Origin of the sequence: Leucobacter manosquensis, assembly GCF_018304845.1 — a bacterium.
Classification (GTDB): Bacteria; Actinomycetota; Actinomycetes; order Actinomycetales; family Microbacteriaceae; genus Leucobacter; species Leucobacter alluvii.
Genome location: NZ_JAFEVO010000001.1, coordinates 1,429,451 through 1,450,536, shown reverse-complemented (window position 1 = coordinate 1,450,536; position 21,086 = coordinate 1,429,451). Strand labels below are relative to the sequence as shown.

The 21,086-nt window shown below is 68.5% G+C and carries 20 protein-coding genes; 12 read left to right on the top strand and 8 right to left on the bottom strand.

Annotated features, from left to right (window positions below):
• Positions 1–2 precede the first annotated feature (2 nt).
• The 6 genes from JSQ98_RS06685 to JSQ98_RS06660 all read left to right on the top strand — a co-directional run bounded on the left by JSQ98_RS06685 (position 3) and on the right by JSQ98_RS06660 (position 5,768).
• Positions 3–2,528 (top strand): DUF4118 domain-containing protein, encoded by a 2,526-nt coding sequence (locus tag JSQ98_RS06685; protein ID WP_211648908.1) that lies wholly within the window; start codon positions 3–5, stop codon positions 2,526–2,528.
• A complete protein-coding gene (locus JSQ98_RS06680) occupies positions 2,528–3,220 on the top strand; it encodes a response regulator (protein WP_090151107.1) in 693 nt (230 codons plus the stop codon). The genes JSQ98_RS06685 and JSQ98_RS06680 overlap by 1 nt, the downstream gene beginning before the upstream one ends.
• 202 nt (positions 3,221–3,422) lie before the next feature.
• Positions 3,423–3,836: a PadR family transcriptional regulator gene (locus JSQ98_RS06675; protein WP_249290767.1), complete on the top strand. Its 414-nt coding sequence runs from the start codon at positions 3,423–3,425 to the stop codon at positions 3,834–3,836.
• Complete coding sequence (locus JSQ98_RS06670) at positions 3,833–4,204, top strand: DUF1048 domain-containing protein (RefSeq protein ID WP_211648907.1); 372 nt, start codon at positions 3,833–3,835, stop codon at positions 4,202–4,204. Before JSQ98_RS06675 ends, JSQ98_RS06670 begins: the two co-directional genes overlap by 4 nt.
• 5 nt (positions 4,205–4,209) lie before the next feature.
• A complete protein-coding gene (locus JSQ98_RS06665; RefSeq protein ID WP_211648906.1) occupies positions 4,210–5,010 on the top strand; it encodes an ABC transporter ATP-binding protein in 801 nt (266 codons plus the stop codon).
• Complete coding sequence (locus tag JSQ98_RS06660; RefSeq protein WP_200331297.1) at positions 5,007–5,768, top strand: ABC transporter permease; 762 nt, start codon at positions 5,007–5,009, stop codon at positions 5,766–5,768. Before JSQ98_RS06665 ends, JSQ98_RS06660 begins: the two co-directional genes overlap by 4 nt.
• Positions 5,769–5,808: 40 nt before the next feature.
• Here the strand turns inward: JSQ98_RS06660 and JSQ98_RS06655 are convergent, their stop codons facing one another.
• Complete coding sequence (locus tag JSQ98_RS06655; RefSeq protein WP_211648905.1) at positions 5,809–7,206, bottom strand: MFS transporter; 1,398 nt, start codon at positions 7,204–7,206, stop codon at positions 5,809–5,811.
• A 206-nt stretch (positions 7,207–7,412) separates the two neighbouring features.
• On the opposite strand from JSQ98_RS06655, the gene JSQ98_RS06650 reads away from it, so the two are divergent.
• The gene (locus JSQ98_RS06650; RefSeq protein ID WP_211648904.1) at positions 7,413–8,879 is read left to right on the top strand and encodes an amino acid permease; all 1,467 of its coding nucleotides are present in this window, start codon (positions 7,413–7,415) and stop codon (positions 8,877–8,879) included.
• Between the two features lie 48 nt (positions 8,880–8,927).
• Positions 8,928–9,959, top strand: a complete 1,032-nt coding sequence (locus JSQ98_RS06645) for an NYN domain-containing protein (protein ID WP_211648902.1) — start codon at positions 8,928–8,930, stop codon at positions 9,957–9,959.
• Between the two features lie 33 nt (positions 9,960–9,992).
• Here the strand turns inward: JSQ98_RS06645 and JSQ98_RS06640 are convergent, their stop codons facing one another.
• Positions 9,993–11,072 (bottom strand): flavin-containing monooxygenase, encoded by a 1,080-nt coding sequence (locus tag JSQ98_RS06640; RefSeq protein ID WP_211648900.1) that lies wholly within the window; start codon positions 11,070–11,072, stop codon positions 9,993–9,995.
• Positions 11,073–11,115: 43 nt separating this feature from the next.
• Entirely contained in the window at positions 11,116–11,772 is a 657-nt protein-coding gene (locus JSQ98_RS06635; protein WP_211648898.1) for an FMN-dependent NADH-azoreductase, read from the bottom strand.
• Positions 11,773–11,851: 79 nt separating this feature from the next.
• Here JSQ98_RS06635 and JSQ98_RS06630 point away from each other — a divergent pair, with 79 nt between their 5' ends.
• Complete coding sequence (locus JSQ98_RS06630; protein WP_090151080.1) at positions 11,852–12,196, top strand: winged helix-turn-helix transcriptional regulator; 345 nt, start codon at positions 11,852–11,854, stop codon at positions 12,194–12,196.
• 18 nt (positions 12,197–12,214) lie between these two features.
• Here JSQ98_RS06630 and JSQ98_RS06625 read toward each other — a convergent pair whose 3' ends face one another.
• The 3 genes from JSQ98_RS06625 to JSQ98_RS15500 all read right to left on the bottom strand — a co-directional run bounded on the left by JSQ98_RS06625 (position 12,215) and on the right by JSQ98_RS15500 (position 15,667).
• Positions 12,215–13,654: an MFS transporter gene (locus tag JSQ98_RS06625; RefSeq protein ID WP_090151448.1), complete on the bottom strand. Its 1,440-nt coding sequence runs from the start codon at positions 13,652–13,654 to the stop codon at positions 12,215–12,217.
• A gap of 199 nt (positions 13,655–13,853) precedes the next feature.
• Complete coding sequence (locus JSQ98_RS06620) at positions 13,854–15,293, bottom strand: type II toxin-antitoxin system HipA family toxin (RefSeq protein ID WP_211648896.1); 1,440 nt, start codon at positions 15,291–15,293, stop codon at positions 13,854–13,856.
• Positions 15,290–15,667, bottom strand: a complete 378-nt coding sequence (locus tag JSQ98_RS15500) for a helix-turn-helix domain-containing protein (protein WP_430413601.1) — start codon at positions 15,665–15,667, stop codon at positions 15,290–15,292. The genes JSQ98_RS06620 and JSQ98_RS15500 overlap by 4 nt, the downstream gene beginning before the upstream one ends.
• Positions 15,668–15,704: 37 nt before the next feature.
• On the opposite strand from JSQ98_RS15500, the gene JSQ98_RS15010 reads away from it, so the two are divergent.
• Positions 15,705–15,845 carry a hypothetical protein gene (locus JSQ98_RS15010; RefSeq protein WP_249290766.1) on the top strand — a complete coding sequence of 47 codons (141 nt, stop codon included), beginning with the start codon at positions 15,705–15,707 and terminating at the stop codon, positions 15,843–15,845.
• Between the two features lie 128 nt (positions 15,846–15,973).
• Here JSQ98_RS15010 and JSQ98_RS06610 read toward each other — a convergent pair whose 3' ends face one another.
• Entirely contained in the window at positions 15,974–17,110 is a 1,137-nt protein-coding gene (locus JSQ98_RS06610) for a 3-isopropylmalate dehydrogenase (RefSeq protein WP_211648892.1), read from the bottom strand.
• Between the two features lie 147 nt (positions 17,111–17,257).
• Between JSQ98_RS06610 and JSQ98_RS06605 the strand changes: the two genes are divergently transcribed.
• Positions 17,258–18,730, top strand: a complete 1,473-nt coding sequence (locus JSQ98_RS06605) for an aldehyde dehydrogenase family protein (protein WP_211648891.1) — start codon at positions 17,258–17,260, stop codon at positions 18,728–18,730.
• A 63-nt stretch (positions 18,731–18,793) separates the two neighbouring features.
• Positions 18,794–19,591 carry an SDR family NAD(P)-dependent oxidoreductase gene (locus JSQ98_RS06600; RefSeq protein ID WP_211648890.1) on the top strand — a complete coding sequence of 266 codons (798 nt, stop codon included), beginning with the start codon at positions 18,794–18,796 and terminating at the stop codon, positions 19,589–19,591.
• Between the two features lie 60 nt (positions 19,592–19,651).
• Here JSQ98_RS06600 and JSQ98_RS06595 read toward each other — a convergent pair whose 3' ends face one another.
• Positions 19,652–21,052 carry an amidase gene (locus tag JSQ98_RS06595; protein ID WP_211648889.1) on the bottom strand — a complete coding sequence of 467 codons (1,401 nt, stop codon included), beginning with the start codon at positions 21,050–21,052 and terminating at the stop codon, positions 19,652–19,654.
• Positions 21,053–21,086 lie beyond the last annotated feature (34 nt).

The following is a 21,086-nucleotide window of genomic DNA, read 5'->3' as shown; positions in this document are numbered from 1 at the left end:
CGATGACGAAACGGGGGCGTCTCCGCGTGCTGCTCGGCGCCGCCCCCGGTGTCGGCAAGACGTTCGCCATGCTCGAGGAGGCCAGGCGAATCCGGGCCGACGGCGTCGACGTGGCGATCGCTTTCGTCGAGACGCACGGACGCGCGGCGACCGCAGCCATGGCCGACGGACTTCCAGAGGTGGCGCGCACGACCGTGACGCACCGCGGGGTCACCCTGGAGGAGATGGATCTCGATGCCGTGCTCGAACGGCATCCGACCGTCGCCCTGGTCGATGAGCTCGCGCACACGAACGCGCCCGGCGGCGCGCACGAGAAGCGCTGGCAGGACGTCGACGTGCTGCTCGCAGCCGGGATCGACGTCATCTCGACACTCAACATCCAACACATCGAATCGTTGAACGACGTGGTGGAGCAGATCACCGGCGCCCCGCAGCGCGAGACCGTGCCCGACCGCTTTCTCCGCGGCGCGGACCAGATCGAGGTCGTCGATCTCGCCCCGCAGGCCCTGCGCGACCGGCTCGCGAGCGGCACCGTCTACCCGGCCGAACGCATCGACGCGGCGCTCTCCAACTACTTCCGCATCGGCAACCTCACCGCACTGCGCGAGCTCGCGCTGCTGTGGCTGGCCGATGAAGTCGACCAGGCGCTCAAGGGATACCGTGCCGAGCACGGCATCAGCAGCACCTGGGAGGCGCGCGAGCGGGTCGTCGTCGCGCTCACGGGAGGGCCCGAGGGGGAGACCCTGCTCCGACGCGGGGCCAGGATCGCCGCGCGCTCGGCCGGCGGCGAGCTGCTCGCGGTGCACGTCTCGAGCCAGGACGGGCTGCGCACGGAGCACCCCGCCGCGCTCACCCAGCAGCGGGCCCTCGTCGAGAAACTCGGCGGCACCTACCACCAGGTGATCGGCGAGGATGTGCCGACAGCGCTCGTCGAGTTCGCGCGCTCCGTGAACGCGACCCAACTCGTGCTCGGCGCGAGCCGGCGGGGTCGTGCCGCTGCGGCGCTGACGGGGCCGGGGATCGGTGCCACCGTGGTGCGAGAATCGGGCGACATCGACGTGCACATGGTGAACCACGCCGAAGGCGTGCGCCGCCTCGCCCTGCCGCGCCGCACCGGAGCGCTCACTGCGCGGCGCAGACTGCTCGGCTTCGCACTCGCGATCGTCGGCGGCCCGCTGCTCACGTGGCTGCTCGCCTCGGTGCGCAGCGACGACTCGATCACGAGCGACGTGCTCAGCTATCAGCTGCTCGTCGTGCTCGTGGCGCTCGTCGGAGGCATCTGGCCGGCGCTCTTCGCGGCGGTGCTCTCCGGCCTCACGCTCGACTTCTTCTTCATCGAGCCCCTGTACGCCGTGCACATCCACGAGCCGCTCCACCTGCTCGCGGTCGCGCTGTATGTGGTCATCGCGGTGCTCGTGAGCGTGATCGTCGACCGCGCGGCGAGGTACACGCGTGCGGCGCGCAGGTCGGCCGCCGAAGCGGAGCTCATCCAGACCATCGCCGGCAGCGTGCTGCGCGGCGACGACGCGCTGCAGGCCCTGGTCGATCGCACGCGGGAGGCGTTCGGGCTCCGCGGCGCACGTCTCGTCGATGCAACGGGCGCCGAGCTCGCCGCATCCGGACAGCCGACGACGCCCTCCCGCGACGGCATCGAGATCCCCGTCGGAGCCGACGCGACGCTCGAGCTCAGCGGCGCCGAGTTGGCCGCCTCCGAGCGCCGCCTGCTCACCGTCGTCGCATCGCAGCTCTCGGCGGCGCTCGAACATCGCCGGCTCGAGCGCACGGCGCGCGAGATCGAGCCGATCGCGGCGTCCGACCGCGTGCGCGGCGCCCTGCTCTCAGCGCTCAGCCATGACCTGCGCCGCCCGCTCGCCGCCGCGACCGCCGCCATCGGAGGGCTCCGAGCGGCCGGCATCTCCCTGAGCGCCGACGACCGCCGCGAACTCCTCGACACCGCGGCCGAGAGCCTGGACGGGCTCGGCGCCCTCGTCACCGACCTGCTCGACGTCACGCGCATCCAAGCCGGGGCGCTGTCGATCCGCGTCGCCTCGACCGACCCGGAATCCGTGATCGCCCCCGCGCTCGACGAACTCGGGATGGGGCCGAACGAGGTGTCGCTCGCGCTGCAGCACGGGGACGCCTCGGTGCAGGCCGATCCCGTGCTGCTGCAGCGCGTTCTGGTGAATCTGCTCGCGAACGCGTCGCGCTACAGCCCCGCGGGAGAGCGCGTGCTCGTCACCACGAGCACCTTCGCCGATCGCCTCGAGATCCGCATCATCGACCACGGGCCGGGCATCGCGGCGGAGAAGTACGACGACATCTTCGTACCGTTCCAACGCCTCGGCGATACCGACAACTCGACTGGGCTGGGACTCGGGCTCGCCCTGTCGCGCGGGTTCGTCGACTCGATGCACGGCACGCTGCTGCCCGAAGACACGCCGGGCGGGGGCCTCACCATGGTGGTCTCGCTCCCAGTGACGCCCGCCGTGCCAGTGTCCGATTTCGCACCGTCTGGAGACCTCAGCTGATGAAGATCCTCATCGCCGACGACGATCCGCAGATCTTGCGCGCGCTGCGCATCACGCTCACCGCGAAGGGATACGACGTGTTCGTCGCCGCAGACGGCGCCCAGGCGATCGCGGCGGCGATCGACCATCGCCCAGACCTCTTCCTGCTCGACCTCGGCATGCCCATGCTCAACGGCATCGAAGTGATCGAGGCGATCAGGGGATGGTCGCAGGCGCCGATTCTCGTGGTGTCCGGTCGGGCGGGCGCCGCCGACAAGGTCGACGCGCTCGATGCCGGCGCCGACGACTACGTGACGAAGCCGTTCGCCATCGAGGAACTGCTGGCTCGCATCCGGGCGCTCTCGCGACGCGTGGTGCGCGATGCAGCGGTGCCCGTGGTGCGGCTCGGCGACGTCACGGTCGACCTCGCGGCGAGAAGCGTCACCCGCTCTTCGCCGGAGGGGGAGCAGCAGATCAGACTCACCCCGACCGAGTGGCAGGTTCTGGAGCTGCTGATCCGCAACCCGGGCCGTCTCGTGACGCGGCAGACGTTGCTCACCTCCATCTGGGGTTCCGAGCACATCGAAGACACGGGGTATCTCAGGCTCTACCTGTCGCAGCTGCGGAAGAAGATCGAGGCGGATCCCGCCAATCCCGTCCACCTCATCACGGAGGCCGGGATGGGCTACCGCTTGGAGCACGTCACCTCCTGAGCCTTAAGCGCCCACTCGCGCCTGTGTCGCGCCCGTGTCGCGCCTGTGCCGCGGCCGTGGCACGCCGCGCCATGAGCTCGGGCGAGATCTGCAACGGTCCCGTCCCCGTCCGAAAAGAAGCGGTAGTAAGTGTTGCAGAGTAGCGGTACCTAGTGTTACTCTCTAGCTGTAGTCAGTAACACCGAGTAGCTAGGGGCGGCGCATGGCCACGCAGATGACCGAGATGCTGAAGGGCACCCTCGAGGGGATCGTGCTCGCGATACTCGCGGAGCGCTCCGCGTACGGATACGAGATCACCGCGTCCCTGCGAGAACGCGGCTTCGAAGACATCGCCGAGGGCACGATCTACGCCCTGCTCGTGCGCATCGAGCAGAAGGGGCTCGTCTCGGTCGAGAAGGTGCCCTCGGAGAAAGGCCCGCCGCGCAAGGTGTACTCGCTCGGCGATGCGGGGCGGGCACGGCTCGCGGAGTTCTGGGAGTCCTGGGACTTTCTCGCCGCGCACATCGACGGACTGCGCGCTCCGGTGAACCCAGGAACCCAACCCACCCCTGCGCCCGGCGCGAATTCGGCGCCCGGCACGAACCCTGATTTCCGCACGAATGGAGCACACGCATGACCGCGAAATGGATCGAGACGCTCACGGGCTCTCTCGAAGAGAAGAAGCAGTACAAGGCCGCGACAGCACGCATCGAGGCGCTGCCCGCGCCGTACTCGGACGTCGCCCGAGCGCTGCAGCGCTACTTCCTGTACTACGGCATGATCAGCGACGGATCGGTGCTCACCGCAATGGTCGCGGACCACGCGGACCTGTGGGAACGCGCAGCGCTCGACGGCGCCTCGGTGCACGACATCATCGGTGACGATCCGGTGGAGTTCGCCGAGACGTTCGCCGCCGCGTACTCCGACAAGCAGTGGATCGACAAGGAGCGGGCGCGCCTGCGCACTGCGGTCGCCGCAGCCGAGTCCACGGGCGATCGTCGGTAGCGATCATGAACACGACTCTGCAGCGATCCGCGGCGTTGAGCGTGCGCGGGATCGCGAAGTCCTTCGGCACCACTCCCGTGCTGCGCGGCGTCGACTTCGATGTCGAAGCCGGCACGGTCTTCGCCCTGCTCGGATCGAACGGGGCGGGGAAGACCACGCTGATCCGCATTCTCGCCACCCTGCTGCAGCCGGACTCCGGCACCGCGACCGTGCTCGAGCGCGATGTGGCGGGTGAGCCGGAGTCCGTGCGACGGGCGATCAGCCTCACGGGTCAGTTCGCCGCGGTCGATGAGGTGCTGACCGGTCGCGAGAATCTGCATCTCGTCGCTCGGCTCCGCCACGTGGACCGGCCGGCGCAGGTCGCCGACGAGATGTTGCGCAGGTTCTCGCTCGACGAGGCCGGGGATCGGCGGGCGGGGGAGTACTCGGGCGGGATGCGACGGCGACTCGACATCGCCATGAGCCTGGTCGGCGATCCTCCGATCCTCTTCCTCGACGAGCCGACCACGGGCCTCGACCCGCAGTCGCGCATCGAGGTGTGGAACCTCGTCCGTGAGCTTGTGGCGGCGGGCACCACGGTGCTGCTGACGACGCAGTACCTCGACGAGGCGGAGCATCTCGCCGATCGCATCGCGATCCTGCACGAGGGGCGCATCGCGCGTCAGGGCACCCTGGCCGAGCTCAGAGCGCTCCTGCCGAGACGGCACCCCGTGCTCATCGAGCCGGAGCCGACGCTCGAAGACATCTTCCTCGCACTCGTCTCGAACGCGTCCGAGCCGATTGCCGGAGCGGGGGTGGACTCATGACCGCGCACGCGCTCGCCGATGCCGGCGCGCTCACCGGGCGTTCGCTGCGGCACGTTCTGCGCAGCCCGGACACGATCATCACGACGGTCGTGACGCCCGTCGCCCTCATGCTGCTGTTCGTCTACGTGCTCGGCGGAGCGATCCGCATCGACGGCGCAGGGGCGTACATCGACTACATGCTGCCGGGGATCCTGCTCATCACGGTCGCCTCCGGGGTCGCGTACACCGCATACCGGCTCTTCCTCGATCGGCAGAGCGGCATCTTCGAGCGTTTCAGGTCGATGCCGATCGCCCGTTCGAGCGCGCTCTGGGCGCACGTGCTGACCTCGATGCTCGCGAATCTCGTATCGGTCGCCGTGGTGGTGGGCGTCGCACTGCTCATGGGGTTTCGCACGAGCGCCTCATTCGGTGCGTGGCTCGGCGCCGTCGGCATCATCGCGCTCTTCACGCTCGCACTCACCTGGATCGCCGTCGTCGCAGGGCTCACCGCGCGATCGGTCGACGGCGCGAGCGCGTTCAGCTACCCGCTGATCTTTCTGCCGTTCGTCAGTTCGGCGTTCGTGCCGACTGATTCGATGCCGGGGCCGGTGGCCTGGTTCGCGCAGCATCAGCCCGTGACGGCGATCGTCGATACACTGCGAGCGCTGTTCGCGGGGGAGCCGATCGGAGCCGAGATCTGGGTCGCTCTCGCGTGGCTGCTCGCGATCCTCGTGCTCGCAGCCGGAGCGGCGACGCTCCTCAGTCGTCGCCGCTCCTAGGCGCGGGCGGCACGTACGTTCGCCGGCGCACGGGGCGCTCCTACTGTTTCGGCGCGCTCGCCGGCTCCCAGATGTAGATGCCCTCGCGCTGCTCCTCCTCGTCGCCTGGCCGGAGCGAGATGCCCTTGCGGTCGCGCAGCAGCAGCGTGGCGACGAGGCCGATCACGGTCATGCCGACCAGGTAGAGCGTGACCGAGGTCGACGTTCCCGTGGTCTGCTGCAGCCAGGCGGCGATGGTCGGAGCGAACGCGCCGCCGAGAATCGCGCCGATCGCGTACGAGATCGAGACGCCCGAGAACCGCACTGAGGCGGGGAACATCTCGGAGTACCAGGCCGACTGGGGGCCGTAGGTGAAGCCGAGTCCGACCGTCAGCAGCATGAGCCCCGACGCGAGCAGTACCGGGTTCGCGGTGTTCACGAGCGGGAACAGCGCGAAAAGCGCGGCGCCCTGCAGGATCCAGCCGAAGATGTACGTGGTGCGACGGCCGATGCGGTCGCAGATCCACCCCGCGATGAATGTCGATATGAGCCACGTGACCGATGAGGCGGTCACGGCCCAGAGCACGTCGCCGCGGTCGAGGCCGACGGGGCCCTCGGGGTTCGTCGCGTAGTTCTGCACGTATCCGCCGGTCGTCATGTACCCCACCGCGTTGTTGCCGGCGAAGACGAGTGCGGCGAGGATCACGAGCGGCGTGAAGCGCGCGAACAGTTTGACGATGGGGGCGCCGGTCTGCTCCTTTCGTTCGGCGATCTCGGTGAACACGGGGCTCTCCTCGACCCGGCGTCGCACCCAGTAGCCGACGAGGATCAGGACGATGGAGAACAGGAAGGGGATGCGCCAGCCCCAGTCGAGGAAGGCGTCCCCGGGGAAGATGATGTTCATGATCGCGAGCATCGCGCTCGCGAGAAGCAGGCCGATCGGCACGCCGATCTGCGGCATGGCGCCGTAGAGCCCGCGACGGTCGCGCGGAGCGTGCTCGACGGCCATGAGCACGGCACCGCCCCACTCGCCGCCGGCGGAGACGCCCTGCAGGATCCGGAGCAGGATGAGGAGGATCGGCGCCGCGATACCGATCTGACTGTAGGTCGGGAGGAGGCCGATGAGCACGGTGGCGGCGCCCATGAGGATCAGTGTGACGACGAGCACGATGCGGCGGCCGAAGCGGTCGCCGAAGTGGCCGGCGAGGAACGCGCCGAGGGGGCGGAACAGGAAACTGATGCCGACAGTGAGGAAGGCGAGGATCGTGCCGACGCCCGGGCCGGCCGGTTCGAAGAAGAGCTGGCTGAAGACGAGACCTGCCGCTGAGGCGTAGATGAAGTAGTCGTACCACTCCACGGTGGTGCCGACGACGGTGGCGAAGGCGACCCGACGCCGATCGCTGGATGTGGCGATCGTACCGGTCGGGGTCAGCGATCCTGATGCGGATGCTGGTGACATGCGGACACTCCTTTGTGACGGGATTCGGCGAGGTGACACACCCAAGCACCAATAATATACGATTTCAAATACGCTTCCGCAAACCGGCCGGTCGCCGGAGCGCGTCGATCGATTTCCCATTGCGCCCACTTTGTCTTAGCATTCTCAGGTTGTTTCCAGTCCGGTCCGCGGGCGGAACCCGAATCAGTGAGGCACTCCACCACGCAATGAACTCCGAATCACATCACGCAGCGTCCCGGCCCTCACGGCCGATCTCACCCGAGACAGCTGCCGGCTCGGTGCCGCTCGCGCACAAGAAGCTCCGACCGCGCCACGTCACCATGATCACGCTGGGCGGCATCATCGGCGCGAGCCTCTTCGTCGGTTCGGGAAACGTGATCCGCACCGTCGGCCCGGCCGCAGTGCTCTCGTACCTCATCGGCGGCCTCCTCGTGTTCCTCGCGATGCGCATGCTCGGCGAGATGGCGGCGGCCCGGCCGGCGATCGGCTCGTTCATGGAGTACGCGCGCGTCGGTCTGGGCGACTGGGCCGCCTACCTCGTCGGCTGGCTGTACTGGTACTTCTGGGTGGGCGTGCTCGCCTACGAGGCCGTGCTCGGCGGCGAGACCCTGCACGGGTGGTTCCCGGCACTGCCGTCGTGGGTCGGGTCGCTGCTCCTGCTCGCGATCTTCGTCGGCACCAACCTGATCTCCGTGCGCACCTTCGGCGAGGTCGAGTTCTGGCTCGCGAGCGTCAAGGTGCTCGCGATCGTCGTCTTCCTCGGCGCCGGTGTGCTCTTCGCCTTCGGACTCTGGCCCAACGCGACCTACTCGATTCCGAACCTCTGGGAGCACGGCGGCTTCGCCCCCAACGGCTTCGGCGTCGCCTTCACCGGCGTCGCGCTCGTCATCTTCTCGTACTTCGGCACCGAGATCGCGGTCATGGCCTCTGCGGAGTCAGAGGATCCGGCCAAGGGCATCCGTCAGGCGACCAGCACCGTGATCTGGCGCATCCTGCTCTTCTTCGTGGGTGCGGTGCTCGTCATCACCACGATCGTTCCCTGGGACGAGCTGCCGGAGCCGGTCGACGTGGCCTCGGCGCCCTTCACGTATGTCTTCGAGCTCTTCGGGCTTCCGGGGGCGGCGATCGTGATGCAGCTGGTCATCTTCACCGCGGTGATCTCCGTGCTGAACTCGGGGCTCTACTCGGCCTCGCGCATGTTCTCCTCCCTTGCGGAGCAGGGCTTCGCGCCCCGATTCGTCGCGAAGAAGGCGAAGAACGGCGTGCCGGTCGCCGCGCTGCTCGCCTCGACCATCGGCGGAGTCGTCGCGACGATCGTGAACTTCGCGGCTCCCGATTCCGGCGTCTTCGCGTTCATCATGAACTCGGCCGGACTCGTCGCCCTCTTCGTCTACGTCTTCATCGCACTCACGCAGATGCGCATGCGCCAGAAGATGACCCCGGAGGAAGTCGCGGGGCTCAAGCTCAAGATGTGGCTGCACCCGTGGCTCAATCTGCTGCTCATCGCGGCCATCGTCGCCGTGCTGATCATCATGCTCACGACGGAGGAGGGGCGCACGCAGGTGTGGACGAGTCTCATCGCGACCGGCGTGCTGGTCGTGTGCTGGCCCTTCGTGCGGCGGGTGCGGGCGAAGCGCGCGCGTGCGCAGGCATCGGCGGCGCTCGAGGCCTAACCGTCTCTCGCCGTTGGCGTGTTCAGCGAACAGTGCCACACTGGGGGCGTGGCGGATACTCAGAATGGCCGGGTCGCGGTCTACCTCGACTTCGATAACATCGTGCTCTCGTGGTACGACCGAGTGCACGGGCGCAATTCGTTCGCGAGGGATCGCCAGCGCATCGCAGAGAACCCGTCCGAGCCCGAGATCGCCGAGCGCCTGCGCGCCGCTGTGGTCGATGTGGGCGCGATCATCGACTACGCGTCGTCGTTCGGCACGCTCGTGCTCACGCGGGCGTACGCCGACTGGTCGGCGCCGATGAACGCGGAGTACCGCACGCAGCTCGTCTCGCGCGCGGTCGATCTGGTGCAGCTCTTCCCGGCCGCCGCGTATGCGAAGAACGGCGCCGATATCCGACTGGCGGTCGACACCGTGGAAGACATGTTCCGGCTCGACGACCTCACCCACGTGATCATCGTCGCGGGCGACTCCGATTACGTGCCGCTCGCCCAGCGCTGCAAGCGGCTCGGCCGGTACGTCGTCGGCATCGGCGTCGCAGGGTCCACCGCGAAGGCGCTGACCGCCGCGTGCGACGAGTTCGCCTCGTACGACGCCCTCCCCGGCATCGAGACCGTGCCGCACGCGCCCGCAGCTCAGCGCGCGCAGCGCGATGACCAGCCCAAGCGGTCGCGCGGCCGCGGCGGCCGGGGTGCCGCGGCGAGCGAGCCAGCAGCCGAGGCCGAGACCGGGGGCACCGTGGAGCAGGACCTCGCGGCTGCGCTCGAGGCCGCTGCGGAGGCAGCCACCGAAGTCGAACCGGGAGACACGATCGACACGATCGAGTCGGGGGAGGACGCGGAGATCGCGGTCACCGGCCTGCTGATTCGCGCGCTCTGGCTGAGCCAGGATAAGGACGACTCCGGCTGGCTGTACAGTTCGGCGGTCAAGCAGCAGATGCGCCGCATGGATCCGTCGTTCAACGAGAAGGCGCTCGGGTTCCGATCTTTCTCCGACTTCTTGAAGTCGCGCTCCGATGTCGCTGAGCTCGAGGAGACCGGGCACGAGCGACTCGTGCGCCTGCGAGACCAGAGCGCGTAGCGCGACGGGATCCAGCGGGCTCCGCGCCTCGGGTCAAGCCGCTCGGGCGCTGCCCAGCAGATATCGCCGCACACCGGCGGCCGCCGACCGGCCAGCCCGATTCGCTCCGATCGTGCTCGCGGACGGGCCGTATCCGACGAGCTGCACGCGGGCGTCGGCGACCGCAGTCGTGCCGCGCCCGCCGCGATCGAGCTGGATGCCGCCGGCCGCGCTCCGCAGATGCAGCGGGGCGAGGTGCGCGATGGCCGGGCGGAACCCGGTCGCCCATAGAATGATGTCAACGCGTTCGAACGTGCCGTCGGCCCACCGCACCCCGTCGCGCTCGACGCTCGCGAACATCGGCCGCCGCCCACGATACGCCCCGAGGCGCTCGGCCTCGCGTTCCTGCTCACGCAGCATGAGGCCGGTGACACTCACGACGCTCTGCGGAGGCAGGCCGGCTGCGACGCGCTGCTCGACGAGCGCCACGGAGGCGGCTCCGGCCTCCGGGGTGAAGTCGTCGGTGCGCCACACGGGCTCGCTCCTGGTCGCCCAGATCGTGTCGGTGAGCGGAGCGATCGCTCCCAGGAACTGCACCGCCGAAGCGCCGCCGCCGACCACGAGCGTCCGCTTGCCGATGAAGTGCTGGGGCCCTGGATATCCGACCGTGTGGAACTGCTCGCCGGCGAACGCCTCCATGCCCGGGTAGCGCGGCACGAACGGCTGCGACCACGTGCCCGTGGCGTTGACGAGGGTGCGCGAGCGCAGGCTCCGGTCGCCGGTGGTGACGACGAGCGTCTCGGGATCCTGCGCGTCGTTCTGCACGCGGTCGACATGCGCGGGCCGGATCACCGGCAGTTCGTGCTCCCGCTCGTACTCGGTGAAGTACGCGGGAATGGCGGCGTTCGCCCGGTCCTCGGTGCGCGGGGGCGGAAGCGAACCGGGAAGCTCGGCGACGCCGTGCACGTCTCGCATCGTGAGCGCATCCCAGCGATGCTGCCACGCACCACCCGGCTCGCGGTCGGCGTCGAGCACCAGGTGCCGGATGCCGAGCCGCTGCAGGTGGAACGATGCCGACAGTCCGGCCTGCCCGGCACCGATGACGATGTTGTCGAGGAGGCCGGTGTCGTTCACAGCAGGTGCAACCGGCGTTGAGCGGAACCCATTCCCGGCGGGGTCAGGCGGAGCGCTGCGACCGCAGTTCCGCGAGCTCGCGGCCTGAACGAGTCGCGTCTGCTTCGGCTTGCTCCTTGAGCGACGCCGCCAGATCGGCGAAGGCGTCGAGTGCGGGGTTCACGCCGACGAGGGTGAACGGCCGCTCGACGATGCGCAGATCGAGGCCCCACACGTCCTCGAGCACTCGGCGCAGCCACGGGGTGGAGTGATCCCAGCCCTCCTTCGGGGTGCCGGGCCCGTAATTGCCGCCGAGCACGGTGACGAGTGTCGCCGGCTTGCCCTGCAGGGCGGTGCCTTCGGGGTTGATGCGCGGGTCGGTGTACGCGACGTCGAACCAGGTCTTGAAGTGCTGCGAGACGCCGAAGTTGTAGAGCGGCACCGTGAAGAGGAGCGCGTCGGCCGTGATGAGTTCATCTGCGAGCGTCGTGGCGAATGCCATCGCGTCGCGCTGCGCTGGGCTTCGTTCGCTCTCGGGAACGAACCCGCCCGTGACGGCGGCCTGCCACACCTCGGCGGAGACCGGCTCGGCGGCGAGGTCGCGGCGCACCACGTCCGTCTCGGGATGAGCGGCGACCCACTCCTGCTCGACGCGGTCGCCGAGCGCGCGGCTCGCGGAGGTTGCGGGGAGGATGCTCGCATCCAGGCGGAAGAATGTCATGCGGACTCCGATTCTGTGTTTATGAGTCGCTCATATTTTCAGAGTGACTTCGGCGAGTGTAGCACCGTAGAATGTGGGTATGGAAGCCCCGCAGCACGATCGGCACGAGTGCGACGCCGCCGTCAGCCTCGCGTTCTCGATCCTCGGGAAGCGTTGGAACGGCATGATCATCGACGCCCTCGGCGACGGTCCACTCGCCTTCGCGGAGGTGCGCCGGGCGGTCCCCGGTATCAGCGACGCGGTGCTCTCCGACCGCCTCGCGGAACTCGCCGAGGCGAAGCTCGTCTCCCGGACCGTCGCTCCCGGCCCGCCCGTTTCGGTGTCGTATGCGCTCACCGTCGGCGGCGAGCAGCTCGTGCCGGTGCTCGCCGACCTGGGCAAGTGGGCGTCCGCGAACCTGACCCCAGCCCCTCGCCGGGACTGACAGGGGCGTCGCGACGCGTCAGTTCGGGAAGGCTGGGCGCTGCTCGCCCGCCGACCGCGGGATCAGCAGCGACAGCACCAGCGCGATCACGCCGGCGGCGATCGCCAGCCAGAAGCAGACGTCGAATGCGGCGCGGCTCGGGATCGACTGCCCGTTGAACTCGATCGTCATCGAGGCGAGCACCCCGCCCATGACCGCGGACGCGCTCGATGTGCCGACCGACCGGAACAGCGCGTTGAGCCCGTTCGACGCTCCCGTCTCATGCGCGGGCACCGACCGCATGATGATCATCGGCATCGCCGCGAAGCTGAACCCGATGCCCACGCCGATGAAGAGGTTGGCCGCGAAGATGTGCCACACCTCGCTCGACCAGAGCAGCACGAACACGTACGCGAGCACGATCGCGGCCGTGCCGGCGGTGAACAGCGGCCTGGGTCCGACGGTGCGCTCGAGCCAGCCGGAGAGGGGGGACAGGATCATCATCACGATCCCGGCCGGCATCACGATGAGCGCGGCCTGCATCATGTCGAGACCGAAGCCGGATCCCGACGCGACGGGCAGCTCGAGCAGCTGCGGGAACGCGACGTTGGAGGAGAACAGGGCGAACCCCATGCCGATCGCCGCGACATTCGTGAAGAGCACGGCGGGGCGAGCGGCGACGCGAAGATCGAGCAGCGGATCCTTCGCTCGCAACTGGTACCAGCCCCAGAGCAGCAGCACGACGACGCCGCCGATGATGGTCGTGAGCGTCAGGGGAGAGGTCCAGCCCCACTGCGCCCCGCGCGAAACGAAGAGCAGAATCCCCGAGAGGCCGACTGCGAGGCCGAAGGCTCCGAGGATGTCGAGACGACCGCCGGAACGCAGCACGTCGCCCGGAACGCACCAGGCGATCATCGGGACCCCGAGCACTCCGAGCCCGGCCGCGAGCCAGAAGAGCGCGTGCCAGTCGGCGTTGATCGCGAGGTAGGCGGCGAGCGGCATGCCGACGGCGCCGCCGACTCCCATGGTCGCGCTCATCAGCGCCACTGCGGTGCTCAGTCGCTCGGGCGGCAGCACGTCGCGCATGATCGCGATGCCGAGCGGAATCACTCCCGTCACCGCGCCCTGCAATGCGCGACCGATGATCACGCCGACGATCGAGCCGGCGACCGCGGCGATCACCGATCCGACCACGAGCAGGGCGAGCAGCACGAGGACGACCCGCTTCTTGCCGAAGAGGTCGCCGAGCCGGCCCGAGATCGGCGTCGCGATGGCGGCGACGAGCAGCGTGATGGTGACCACCCATGACGTGTCTTCGCGGGAGGCGTCCAGCAGCCTCGGGAGTTCGGCTTGGAGCGGAACGACGAGGGTGAACATGAACGAGGAGCAGAGCCCCGCATACGCGAGCGCTGCGACCGTGGCCCAGCGCGGCGGGGTGCGGGAGAGGCGGCTTCTGCCTCCCCGATCCGCATTCCTCACGCACACACCCTATCGGTGCGGGCGGTCGGGGAGGGGGCTCGGCGGGCGAGCGGATGCCGGCCCCGGAGTCGACGCACGTGCCTGCACCGCCCTCGCCCGGGTGTTGTTCCTCACCGGGCTCGGCGCTCTGGTAGTGATCTGCCGGTGAGTTGTCATGGGTGCCCATCCGATAATCGGCGTGAGCGCGCTGACGGAACACCTATTCGCGGCGTGGTGTGTGGCGCCAGAACCCCGCGACAGGTTTCCCGTTTCGGACATGGGGGCTCACCCAAGTAGCGCCAGAGCTCCCCTCTGATTCCTTGCTCCGTTGGAAATCGCCTGGGCTGTCAGTGCCGAGGTCGATGATGGATCGACCGCCGAGGTTTCTGATCGCCCGCTCGACGTGAGCTTGTTGGTCCTCGGAGAACGCGACTTTCATCACTTCGATCTCGCCTGCACTGATCCCGATATCTCGTGCAATGGTCGCCCACTCTCTTACTGCTGTGAGCACTTCACCAAGGGACTGAGCTGCTTCTTCTCCTGACAGAGAGTACGCGTCAGCTGTACTGACGAGATTTCTGATGTCGCGATCGCTGGGGTCGTCGCTGCTCGACACTGGCCTGGAGAGTACGACGCCCCGGGTCGGCGATGGGTTGATGTCGTAGGCGGGGCTCAGCGCCCACCCTTCTCCCTGGCGGATGAACGCGTGATTTTTCCAGTGATCGTCGACGTTGTTGATGAGGAGCGTGAGCGCGACTCGCTTGAAGAGATCACGCAACTGCTTGCGGTCTCCCGCGGTGAGTGAATCCGTAGCGTCTGCGAGATCAAGGTAGGTGATTGTGCCGTGCTCTTGATCGCCGATTTCCATAGCTGTCCGAGCGGACATGAACCCCAGTCGCGATCCGTCAGGGGTGCGGTCGAACCGGTCGAGCGCGAGGCTCGTCTTACCGCCCGAAACGCGCAGCCGCTCCGCGGATTGGACGCTGATGTTCGCGTTCTTTGCCAGGGTGATTGCGAGGTATTCCCAAGCTTCACCGTCGCGGCCGCTGTCCCGATCCGAAGGCAGTTTGAGAAGCTTGAGGTTTCCACCGAGCCGCACAGTAACTTTGGGTCGAGCCCCGCCTGCCGATGATCCCGGGGCATTGAGCAATTCAATGTCTTCTGCAGTGGCTTCGTGCGCCTCGAGTCTCGATGCTGCACTCGAGTATGCATCGAGCTTCTTCTGGCTCAGGTTCGGCACGCTCGCGGGTCCGAGCCACTGCCCACCTCCGCTGGGTTGGAAGCGGATCGCGCCAAGTCGTGCTTCGTCGCTTGCGATCGTCAGGTAGTCAAACTTCCCAATGCTCCGCGGTGCGTCCACCCCTGTCGACCTCAGGCGTTGCAGGTTCGCATTGATGACTCGTTCTCCCCAGTCGTCCGGGGTGAGATCTTGGAAGGCGCCGAAAAGTTGCTGGTCCTCGCCGGAATAGCTGCGGGACCGACCAAGGGGCAGGGAAGGGTCCAGAGGGTATGCCCCTGGTGCTTGGTCATATCCGGCGTCGTATTCGAACCACGAGCCGCCGAGAGCACGTATGCCGTTGAAAGATGCGCCGAGGGTTCCTGCACGCACGCTCTCCCCGTTGATCTCGACGTACACGTCAAGCGTGTCGTGCAGGTTCATGACTTCACGCGAGCTCGGTCGAGTGCGAGCGAGCGGCCGGCGTCTGTGGTGAATGGGTCGGCTGATGCGATGAAGTGGTCTGCGAATCCGAGCACAGTGATGACAGCGATGAGTGAGTCAATTCGAGGAGATCCCGTGCCGTTCTCGATCTTGCGGAGAGTGTCGCGGGTGATGTGTGCGCGCCGAGACATCTCGGATGCGGACATGCCTTGAAGTTGTCGCCACTTCCGAATGTTCTCGCCGAGACGAGCGAGCCTTCTTTCGCGCGCGGGGGATGATCTCTGAACCACTCGACACCCTTCATTGATATGTGTAGATGCCAGTTTAGCAGCGAACTGACATGTATGGGTATCAGTTCGATGCGGTTCAACCATCTGCACGTCAATGCAGCTGCGAAGTACGCGCCGCAGCATGAGCAGGCCGTCGACGGAGGGAAAAACACCCCGCAGTGCAGGATGCGGCCGTGAAAGCGCAGGCGGCGACCGGCAGCTGGGTGACGCCCAGACCGTGCTCGACATCATGCGTCGTCGATCGTCGATCGTCGATCAGTGATGGCCGATCCGGCGTGCGGCCGAACGCTTCCGTGGATCACCAGTCGTCACGCCATCGCCGATCTTCGAGCCGGCAGGATCGGAGGGCTTTCCCCGTCAGAACGCGCACAACCTCACGAGGCGCTGTGCCTAGCCCGGGATGCGCGACGGCGCCATGCCCGCGAGCACCCCGAGGAGGGAGTCGGGCACGAGTGCCGTGTCGGCGCGCCCCTCGCGCACGATCGCCGCGATGCGCGACCCGAGTTCCGAGGTCGAGGCTCCCATGTCGGCACCGGCCAGGCTCGGCAGCGACCCGAGCACCTCGACGGTCGCAGCCTCGACCGCACGTGCCGCTTCGCCCTCGCCGAGATGGCCGAGCATGAGTGCGAGCGAGAGGATCGCGCCGGCCGGGTTCGCCCACCCCTTGCCCGCGATGTCGGGCGCCGATCCGTGGATGGCCTCGAACATGCTCGGGGCGCTGCCGTCGAGGTTGAGGTTCGCGCTGGTGGCGACCCCGAGCCCGCCCTGGATCACGGCGCCCAGGTCGGTGATGATGTCCCCGAAGAGGTTGTCGGTGACGACCACGTCGAAGCGTTCCGGGGTGAGCGGCAGGTGGAAGCACATCGCGTCGACGTGCACGTAGTCGACCTCCACCTCGGGGTAGCGGGCGCCCACCTCGGCGACCACCTGCTGCCAGAGCTGCCCGGCAGCCACGAGGATGTTGGTCTTGTGGCAGAGCGTCAGCTTCTTGCGGCGCCCGAGTGCGAGGCGGAATGCGAAGTCGACGACGCGTTCGATGCCGGCGTGGGTGTTGAGCGACTCCTGCATGGCGACCGCGTTGGGCGTGCCGGCGTGCACGGTCGAACCGCGGCCGACGTAGGCGCCCTCGGTGTTCTCGCGCACGATCACCATCTCGCAGCGCTCCGGGGTGAGCTCGGCGATCGGGGTCGGAACGCCCGGGTACAGCCGCACCGGGCGCACGTTCGCCGCCTGCTGGAAGCGCTGGCGCATCTCGAGGATGAAGCCGCGCTCGAGGATGCCGGGGGTGACTCTCGGGTCTCCCATGGAGCCGAAGAGGATCGCCTGCTTGTCGCGGAGCTGCGCCTCGACGGCGTCGAACAGCTCCCCGGTCTCGAGGTAGTGGTTCGCTCCAGCCGCGAAGGTGCTGCGGTCGGTCGAGAAGCCGAATCGTTCCTCCGCGGCGTCGAGCACCTCGAGCGCGCACCCGACGACCTCCGGACCGATTCCGTCTCCGGGGAGTACCGCGATGGCGTAGCTGTTCGTCATGTCGATCCTTTCGAGAACGTGCGGCCGCTCGCGCCTTGGAGATGGGCCTCTGGTGAACTATATTAAATGGTAAGACCACTCGGCGCGAAGGGTTCGCGTGCACGGCCGCACGTGAACGGATCCGCCGCCCGCTGCAGAGGAACCACCATGCCCGAGGCACTCGAACTCATCGCACCCGCAGGAGCACTGCCCATCGGCGGCGAATGGCGCGCGATCGCCGAGCGCTCCGACATCGTCTTCCCGTTCGACGGCAGCGTCGTGGGTCAGGCGCCGGTCAGCGGCGAACAGGATTCGCGCGACGCGCTCGACGCTGCTGAGGCGGCGCGAGCGGCCGTCGCAGCGCTGACCACGGCGCAGCGGAAGGCGATCCTCACCGACCTCACGAGCCGCGTGCGCGCGAGCGCCCAGCACCTCGAAGACCTGCTCGTGCTCGAGACCGGCAAGCCCCGCGTCGACTGCCGCACGGAGGTGAACCGCACCATCGTCACCCTCGAGGCGACCGCCGAAGAGGTATCGCACATCCACGGCGAGACCGTGCCGCTCGACCTGCAGGAGCTCGGCCGCGGCATGATCGGCTACTACACCCGCAAACCCGCCGGCATCGTCATCGGCATCGCCGGCTTCAACTACCCGCTGCTGCTCGCCACCCACAAGCTCGCGCCGGCCATCGCGGCCGGCTGCCCCGTCATCATCAAACCGGCCCCGAACACGCCGCTCGCGACGATCGAACTGCTCGCCATCACGCGCGAGATCCTCGACGCGCACGGCGTGACGCCGGCGGCGGTGCAGCTCGTGAACGGCGACCCGATCGTCGGTGAGACGCTCGTGCGCGACCCCCGCGCCTCCGTCGTCTCGTTTACCGGCTCGGCGAAGATCGGCCACCTCATCGCGCAGCAGGCCGCACCCCGCAAGGCCGTGCTCGAACTCGGATCCAACACCGGATTCATCGTCGCAGCCGACGCCGACCTCGAAGCCGCCGTCGACGCCGTGCTGCGCGGCGGCTTCTACGCCAACGGGCAGGCCTGCATCTCGGTGCAGCGCGTCGTGCTCGAGCGCGGGATCGCCGAGCGCTTCTCCGCTCGTCTCGTCGAACGCATGGGCGAGCTCGTCGTGGGCGACCCCCGCGACCTCGCGACGAACGTCGCACCCGTCATCAACGCCGCCTCGGGTGAGCGCATCCGCGCCATGATCGACCGGGCCCTCGCCGCGGGAGCAGAACTGCTCACCGACGGCCCTGGCGACGGCGAAGCCGCCCACGTGCGACCCGTCGTGCTCGGCAACGTACCGTCCGACGTCGACGTGTGGTGCGAAGAGATCTTCGGCCCGGTCGTCTGCCTCACCGTCGTCGACTCGATCGACGCCGCGATCGACCTCGTCAACGACTCCCGCTACGGGTTGCAGGCCGCCATCTACACCGCCTCGCTCGCGAGCGCCTTCGACGCCATCGAGCGGCTCGAGGTCGGCGGGGTCGTCGTCAACGAGATCCCCGGCTTCCGCTCCGACATCATGCCGTACGGCGGCGTGAAGGACTCCGGCATCGGCCGAGAGGGCCCCCGCTTCGCGATCGAAGAGTTCACCGTGACCCGCATGGCGATGATCCGCCCGCAGGCGCGCAGCTGAGACCCCATCACGATCCTGCCGCATCCCGAACCACAATCCCGCACTGACCCTGGAGACACCAGCATGAGCCACACGCAGATCGACTACTCGCAGCTCTTCCGCCTCGACGGACGCACCGTGGTCGTGATCGGCGCGGGCAGCGGCATCGGCCGCGAATCGGCGCAGGCGCTCGCCGCGCAGGGCGCGCACGTCGTCGTCGCCGACTACTCGCTGGAGGGAGCCGAGGCGACCGCCGCGCTCATCACGCAGCGCGGCGGCATCGCCGAGGCGTACGAGGTCAACGTGCTGGACGACGACGCCGTCGTCGCCGCGGCCGAGCGCTTCGGCGACGCGGCGGCGCTCGTCTTCACCGCCGCCACCAACGTGCGCAAGCGCATGGAGGACTACACGCTCGACGAGTTCGACCGCGTCGTCAACCTGAACCTGCGCGCCTCATTCCAGCTGATCCGCCACTTCGGCACACGGTTCGCCGCCAACGGCGGAGGGTCGATCATCGGCTTCGCGTCGATCCGCGCTCAGGTCGTCGAACCCGGCCAGGGCGTGTACGCCGCGACGAAGGCCGGTCTCGTGCAGCTCGCGAAGACCGCGGCCGCCGAGTACGGCGCTCAGGGCGTGCGCGTGAACGTGGTGGCTCCCGGGGTCGTTGAGACCCCGCTCACCGCGCAGATCAAGGCGAACGACGAGTGGTATGGGGCGTACGCGCAGAAGAGCGCGCTCGGCCGCTGGTCGCGACCGGAGGAGCTCGCCGGCGCCGTCGTGTACCTGGCCTCAGACGCGTCCTCGTTCGTCACCGGATCCACCCTCTTCGTCGACGGCGGCTGGACCGCGATCGACGGCCGCTTCACACCGCCGGCTTCGTAGGGCGCTCCCGGCTCGGCTCGTGTTCAGCGGGTGCAGCCGGGCAGCGGGTGCGCCCGGTGATCAGGCGACCTGCGACCAGTCGACCTCTGCGTCGCTGCCGCGCACGCCTTCGAACCAGAGCGCGACTCTCATGAGGCGATCGTCGGTGCCGATCTTCGACGCGATCTGGAGGCCGACGGTGCGCCCGTCCGGCTGCACGCCAGCGCCGATCGATACCGCAGGCTGACCCGACATGTTGTAGGGCACGGTGAACGAGATGTGTCCCATCGTTTCGAGCGGGTCGAGGATCGGCATCGGGTCCTCCGCGGCGAACGCCGCGACCGGGGTCACGGGCGAGAGCACGAGGTCGAACGGCTGCGTCGCGGCTCTCGTGAGGCGGGCCATCTCGTCGATCATGTTGCGGTTGCGCACCGTTTGAGCGGCGGAGAACGTTGCTCCAGCGGCGCACCACTCGGCGATGAAGGGGAGGACCACGGCCCGCTCGGCCTCGGTGAGGGCCTCGAAATCGGCGTATGAACGGCTGCGCCAGAAGTCGGCGATGCCGTCGAGCACCGCTGCGGGGATGAACGGCTCGAGCGGTACGACGGTCGCGCCCGCCTCCTCGAATCGGGCCGCGGCGCGCTCGATGATCGCACGCGTCTCAGGCTCGACCGGCAGGCCCGAGCCGGCGTCGAGCTGCAGGGCGACGCGGAGGCCGGCGGGGGAGAGCGGCTCGGTCGACCAGTCCATCTCGGCGTACGCGCGCGTCAGATAGTCACGGGGATCGGGCTGCGCGACGATCGACATGAGCCGGATCGCGTCGGCAGCCGTGCGGGTCAGCGGGCCGGCGGCGCGTCCGGCGTAGGGCACGTCGAGCGGGATGAGCCCCTCGCTCGGCTTGAGCGCGGTGAGCCCCTGCCAGGAGCCGGGCAGGCGGATGGATCCGCCGATGTCGGTGCCGATGTGGAACGGGCCGTATCCCGCCGCGGCCGCCGTGCCGGCTCCTGCGCTCGACCCGCCGGAGGTGTGCGCCGGGTTCAGCGCTCCGCGGGTGATCCCGTGCAGGCTCGAAACGCCGGACGAGAGCATGCCCCAGTCGGGCATGGTCGTCGAACCCACGATGACGGCGCCTGCTTCGAGCAGTCGATCCGTGGTCGGAGCGTTGTGAGCTGCGATCGGCGGGTTCGGGATCGCCGTCCCGGCGGGTTTCGGCTGCCCGGCGCGCGCGATGTTCTCCTTGACCGTCGCCGGCACCCCGTCGAACGGGCCGAGCTGCGTCCCGGTGCACCAGCGCTCGGTTGAAGCGGCGGCGTCGGCGCGCACTTGCGCGGCGTCGAACAGGTAGAGCGCGTTGAGCTCCGGCTCGCGCGCTTCGACGCGGGCGATGACGTCTTCGGCGACCTCGCTGGGGGTGAGCGATCCGTCGGCGTAGCGCTCGCTGAGAGCGGCGGCGTCGAGGGCGGCGGGGCGGTGCGAGGTCATCCTGGGCCTTTCGTCGAGATGGTGCGGGTCGAAG

Coding starts and splice junctions, on each gene's coding strand:
- JSQ98_RS06685 (WP_211648908.1), top strand. CDS start 3: ATGACGAAACGGGGGCGTCTCCGCGTGCTGCTCGGCGCCGCCCCCGGT.
- JSQ98_RS06680 (WP_090151107.1), top strand. CDS start 2,528: ATGAAGATCCTCATCGCCGACGACGATCCGCAGATCTTGCGCGCGCTG.
- JSQ98_RS06675 (WP_249290767.1), top strand. CDS start 3,423: ATGGCCACGCAGATGACCGAGATGCTGAAGGGCACCCTCGAGGGGATC.
- JSQ98_RS06670 (WP_211648907.1), top strand. CDS start 3,833: ATGACCGCGAAATGGATCGAGACGCTCACGGGCTCTCTCGAAGAGAAG.
- JSQ98_RS06665 (WP_211648906.1), top strand. CDS start 4,210: ATGAACACGACTCTGCAGCGATCCGCGGCGTTGAGCGTGCGCGGGATC.
- JSQ98_RS06660 (WP_200331297.1), top strand. CDS start 5,007: ATGACCGCGCACGCGCTCGCCGATGCCGGCGCGCTCACCGGGCGTTCG.
- JSQ98_RS06655 (WP_211648905.1), bottom strand. CDS start 7,206: ATGTCACCAGCATCCGCATCAGGATCGCTGACCCCGACCGGTACGATC.
- JSQ98_RS06650 (WP_211648904.1), top strand. CDS start 7,413: ATGAACTCCGAATCACATCACGCAGCGTCCCGGCCCTCACGGCCGATC.
- JSQ98_RS06635 (WP_211648898.1), bottom strand. CDS start 11,772: ATGACATTCTTCCGCCTGGATGCGAGCATCCTCCCCGCAACCTCCGCG.
- JSQ98_RS06630 (WP_090151080.1), top strand. CDS start 11,852: ATGGAAGCCCCGCAGCACGATCGGCACGAGTGCGACGCCGCCGTCAGC.
- JSQ98_RS06620 (WP_211648896.1), bottom strand. CDS start 15,293: ATGAACCTGCACGACACGCTTGACGTGTACGTCGAGATCAACGGGGAG.
- JSQ98_RS15500 (WP_430413601.1), bottom strand. CDS start 15,667: ATGGTTGAACCGCATCGAACTGATACCCATACATGTCAGTTCGCTGCT.
- JSQ98_RS15010 (WP_249290766.1), top strand. CDS start 15,705: ATGAGCAGGCCGTCGACGGAGGGAAAAACACCCCGCAGTGCAGGATGC.
- JSQ98_RS06610 (WP_211648892.1), bottom strand. CDS start 17,110: ATGACGAACAGCTACGCCATCGCGGTACTCCCCGGAGACGGAATCGGT.
- JSQ98_RS06605 (WP_211648891.1), top strand. CDS start 17,258: ATGCCCGAGGCACTCGAACTCATCGCACCCGCAGGAGCACTGCCCATC.
- JSQ98_RS06600 (WP_211648890.1), top strand. CDS start 18,794: ATGAGCCACACGCAGATCGACTACTCGCAGCTCTTCCGCCTCGACGGA.
- JSQ98_RS06595 (WP_211648889.1), bottom strand. CDS start 21,052: ATGACCTCGCACCGCCCCGCCGCCCTCGACGCCGCCGCTCTCAGCGAG.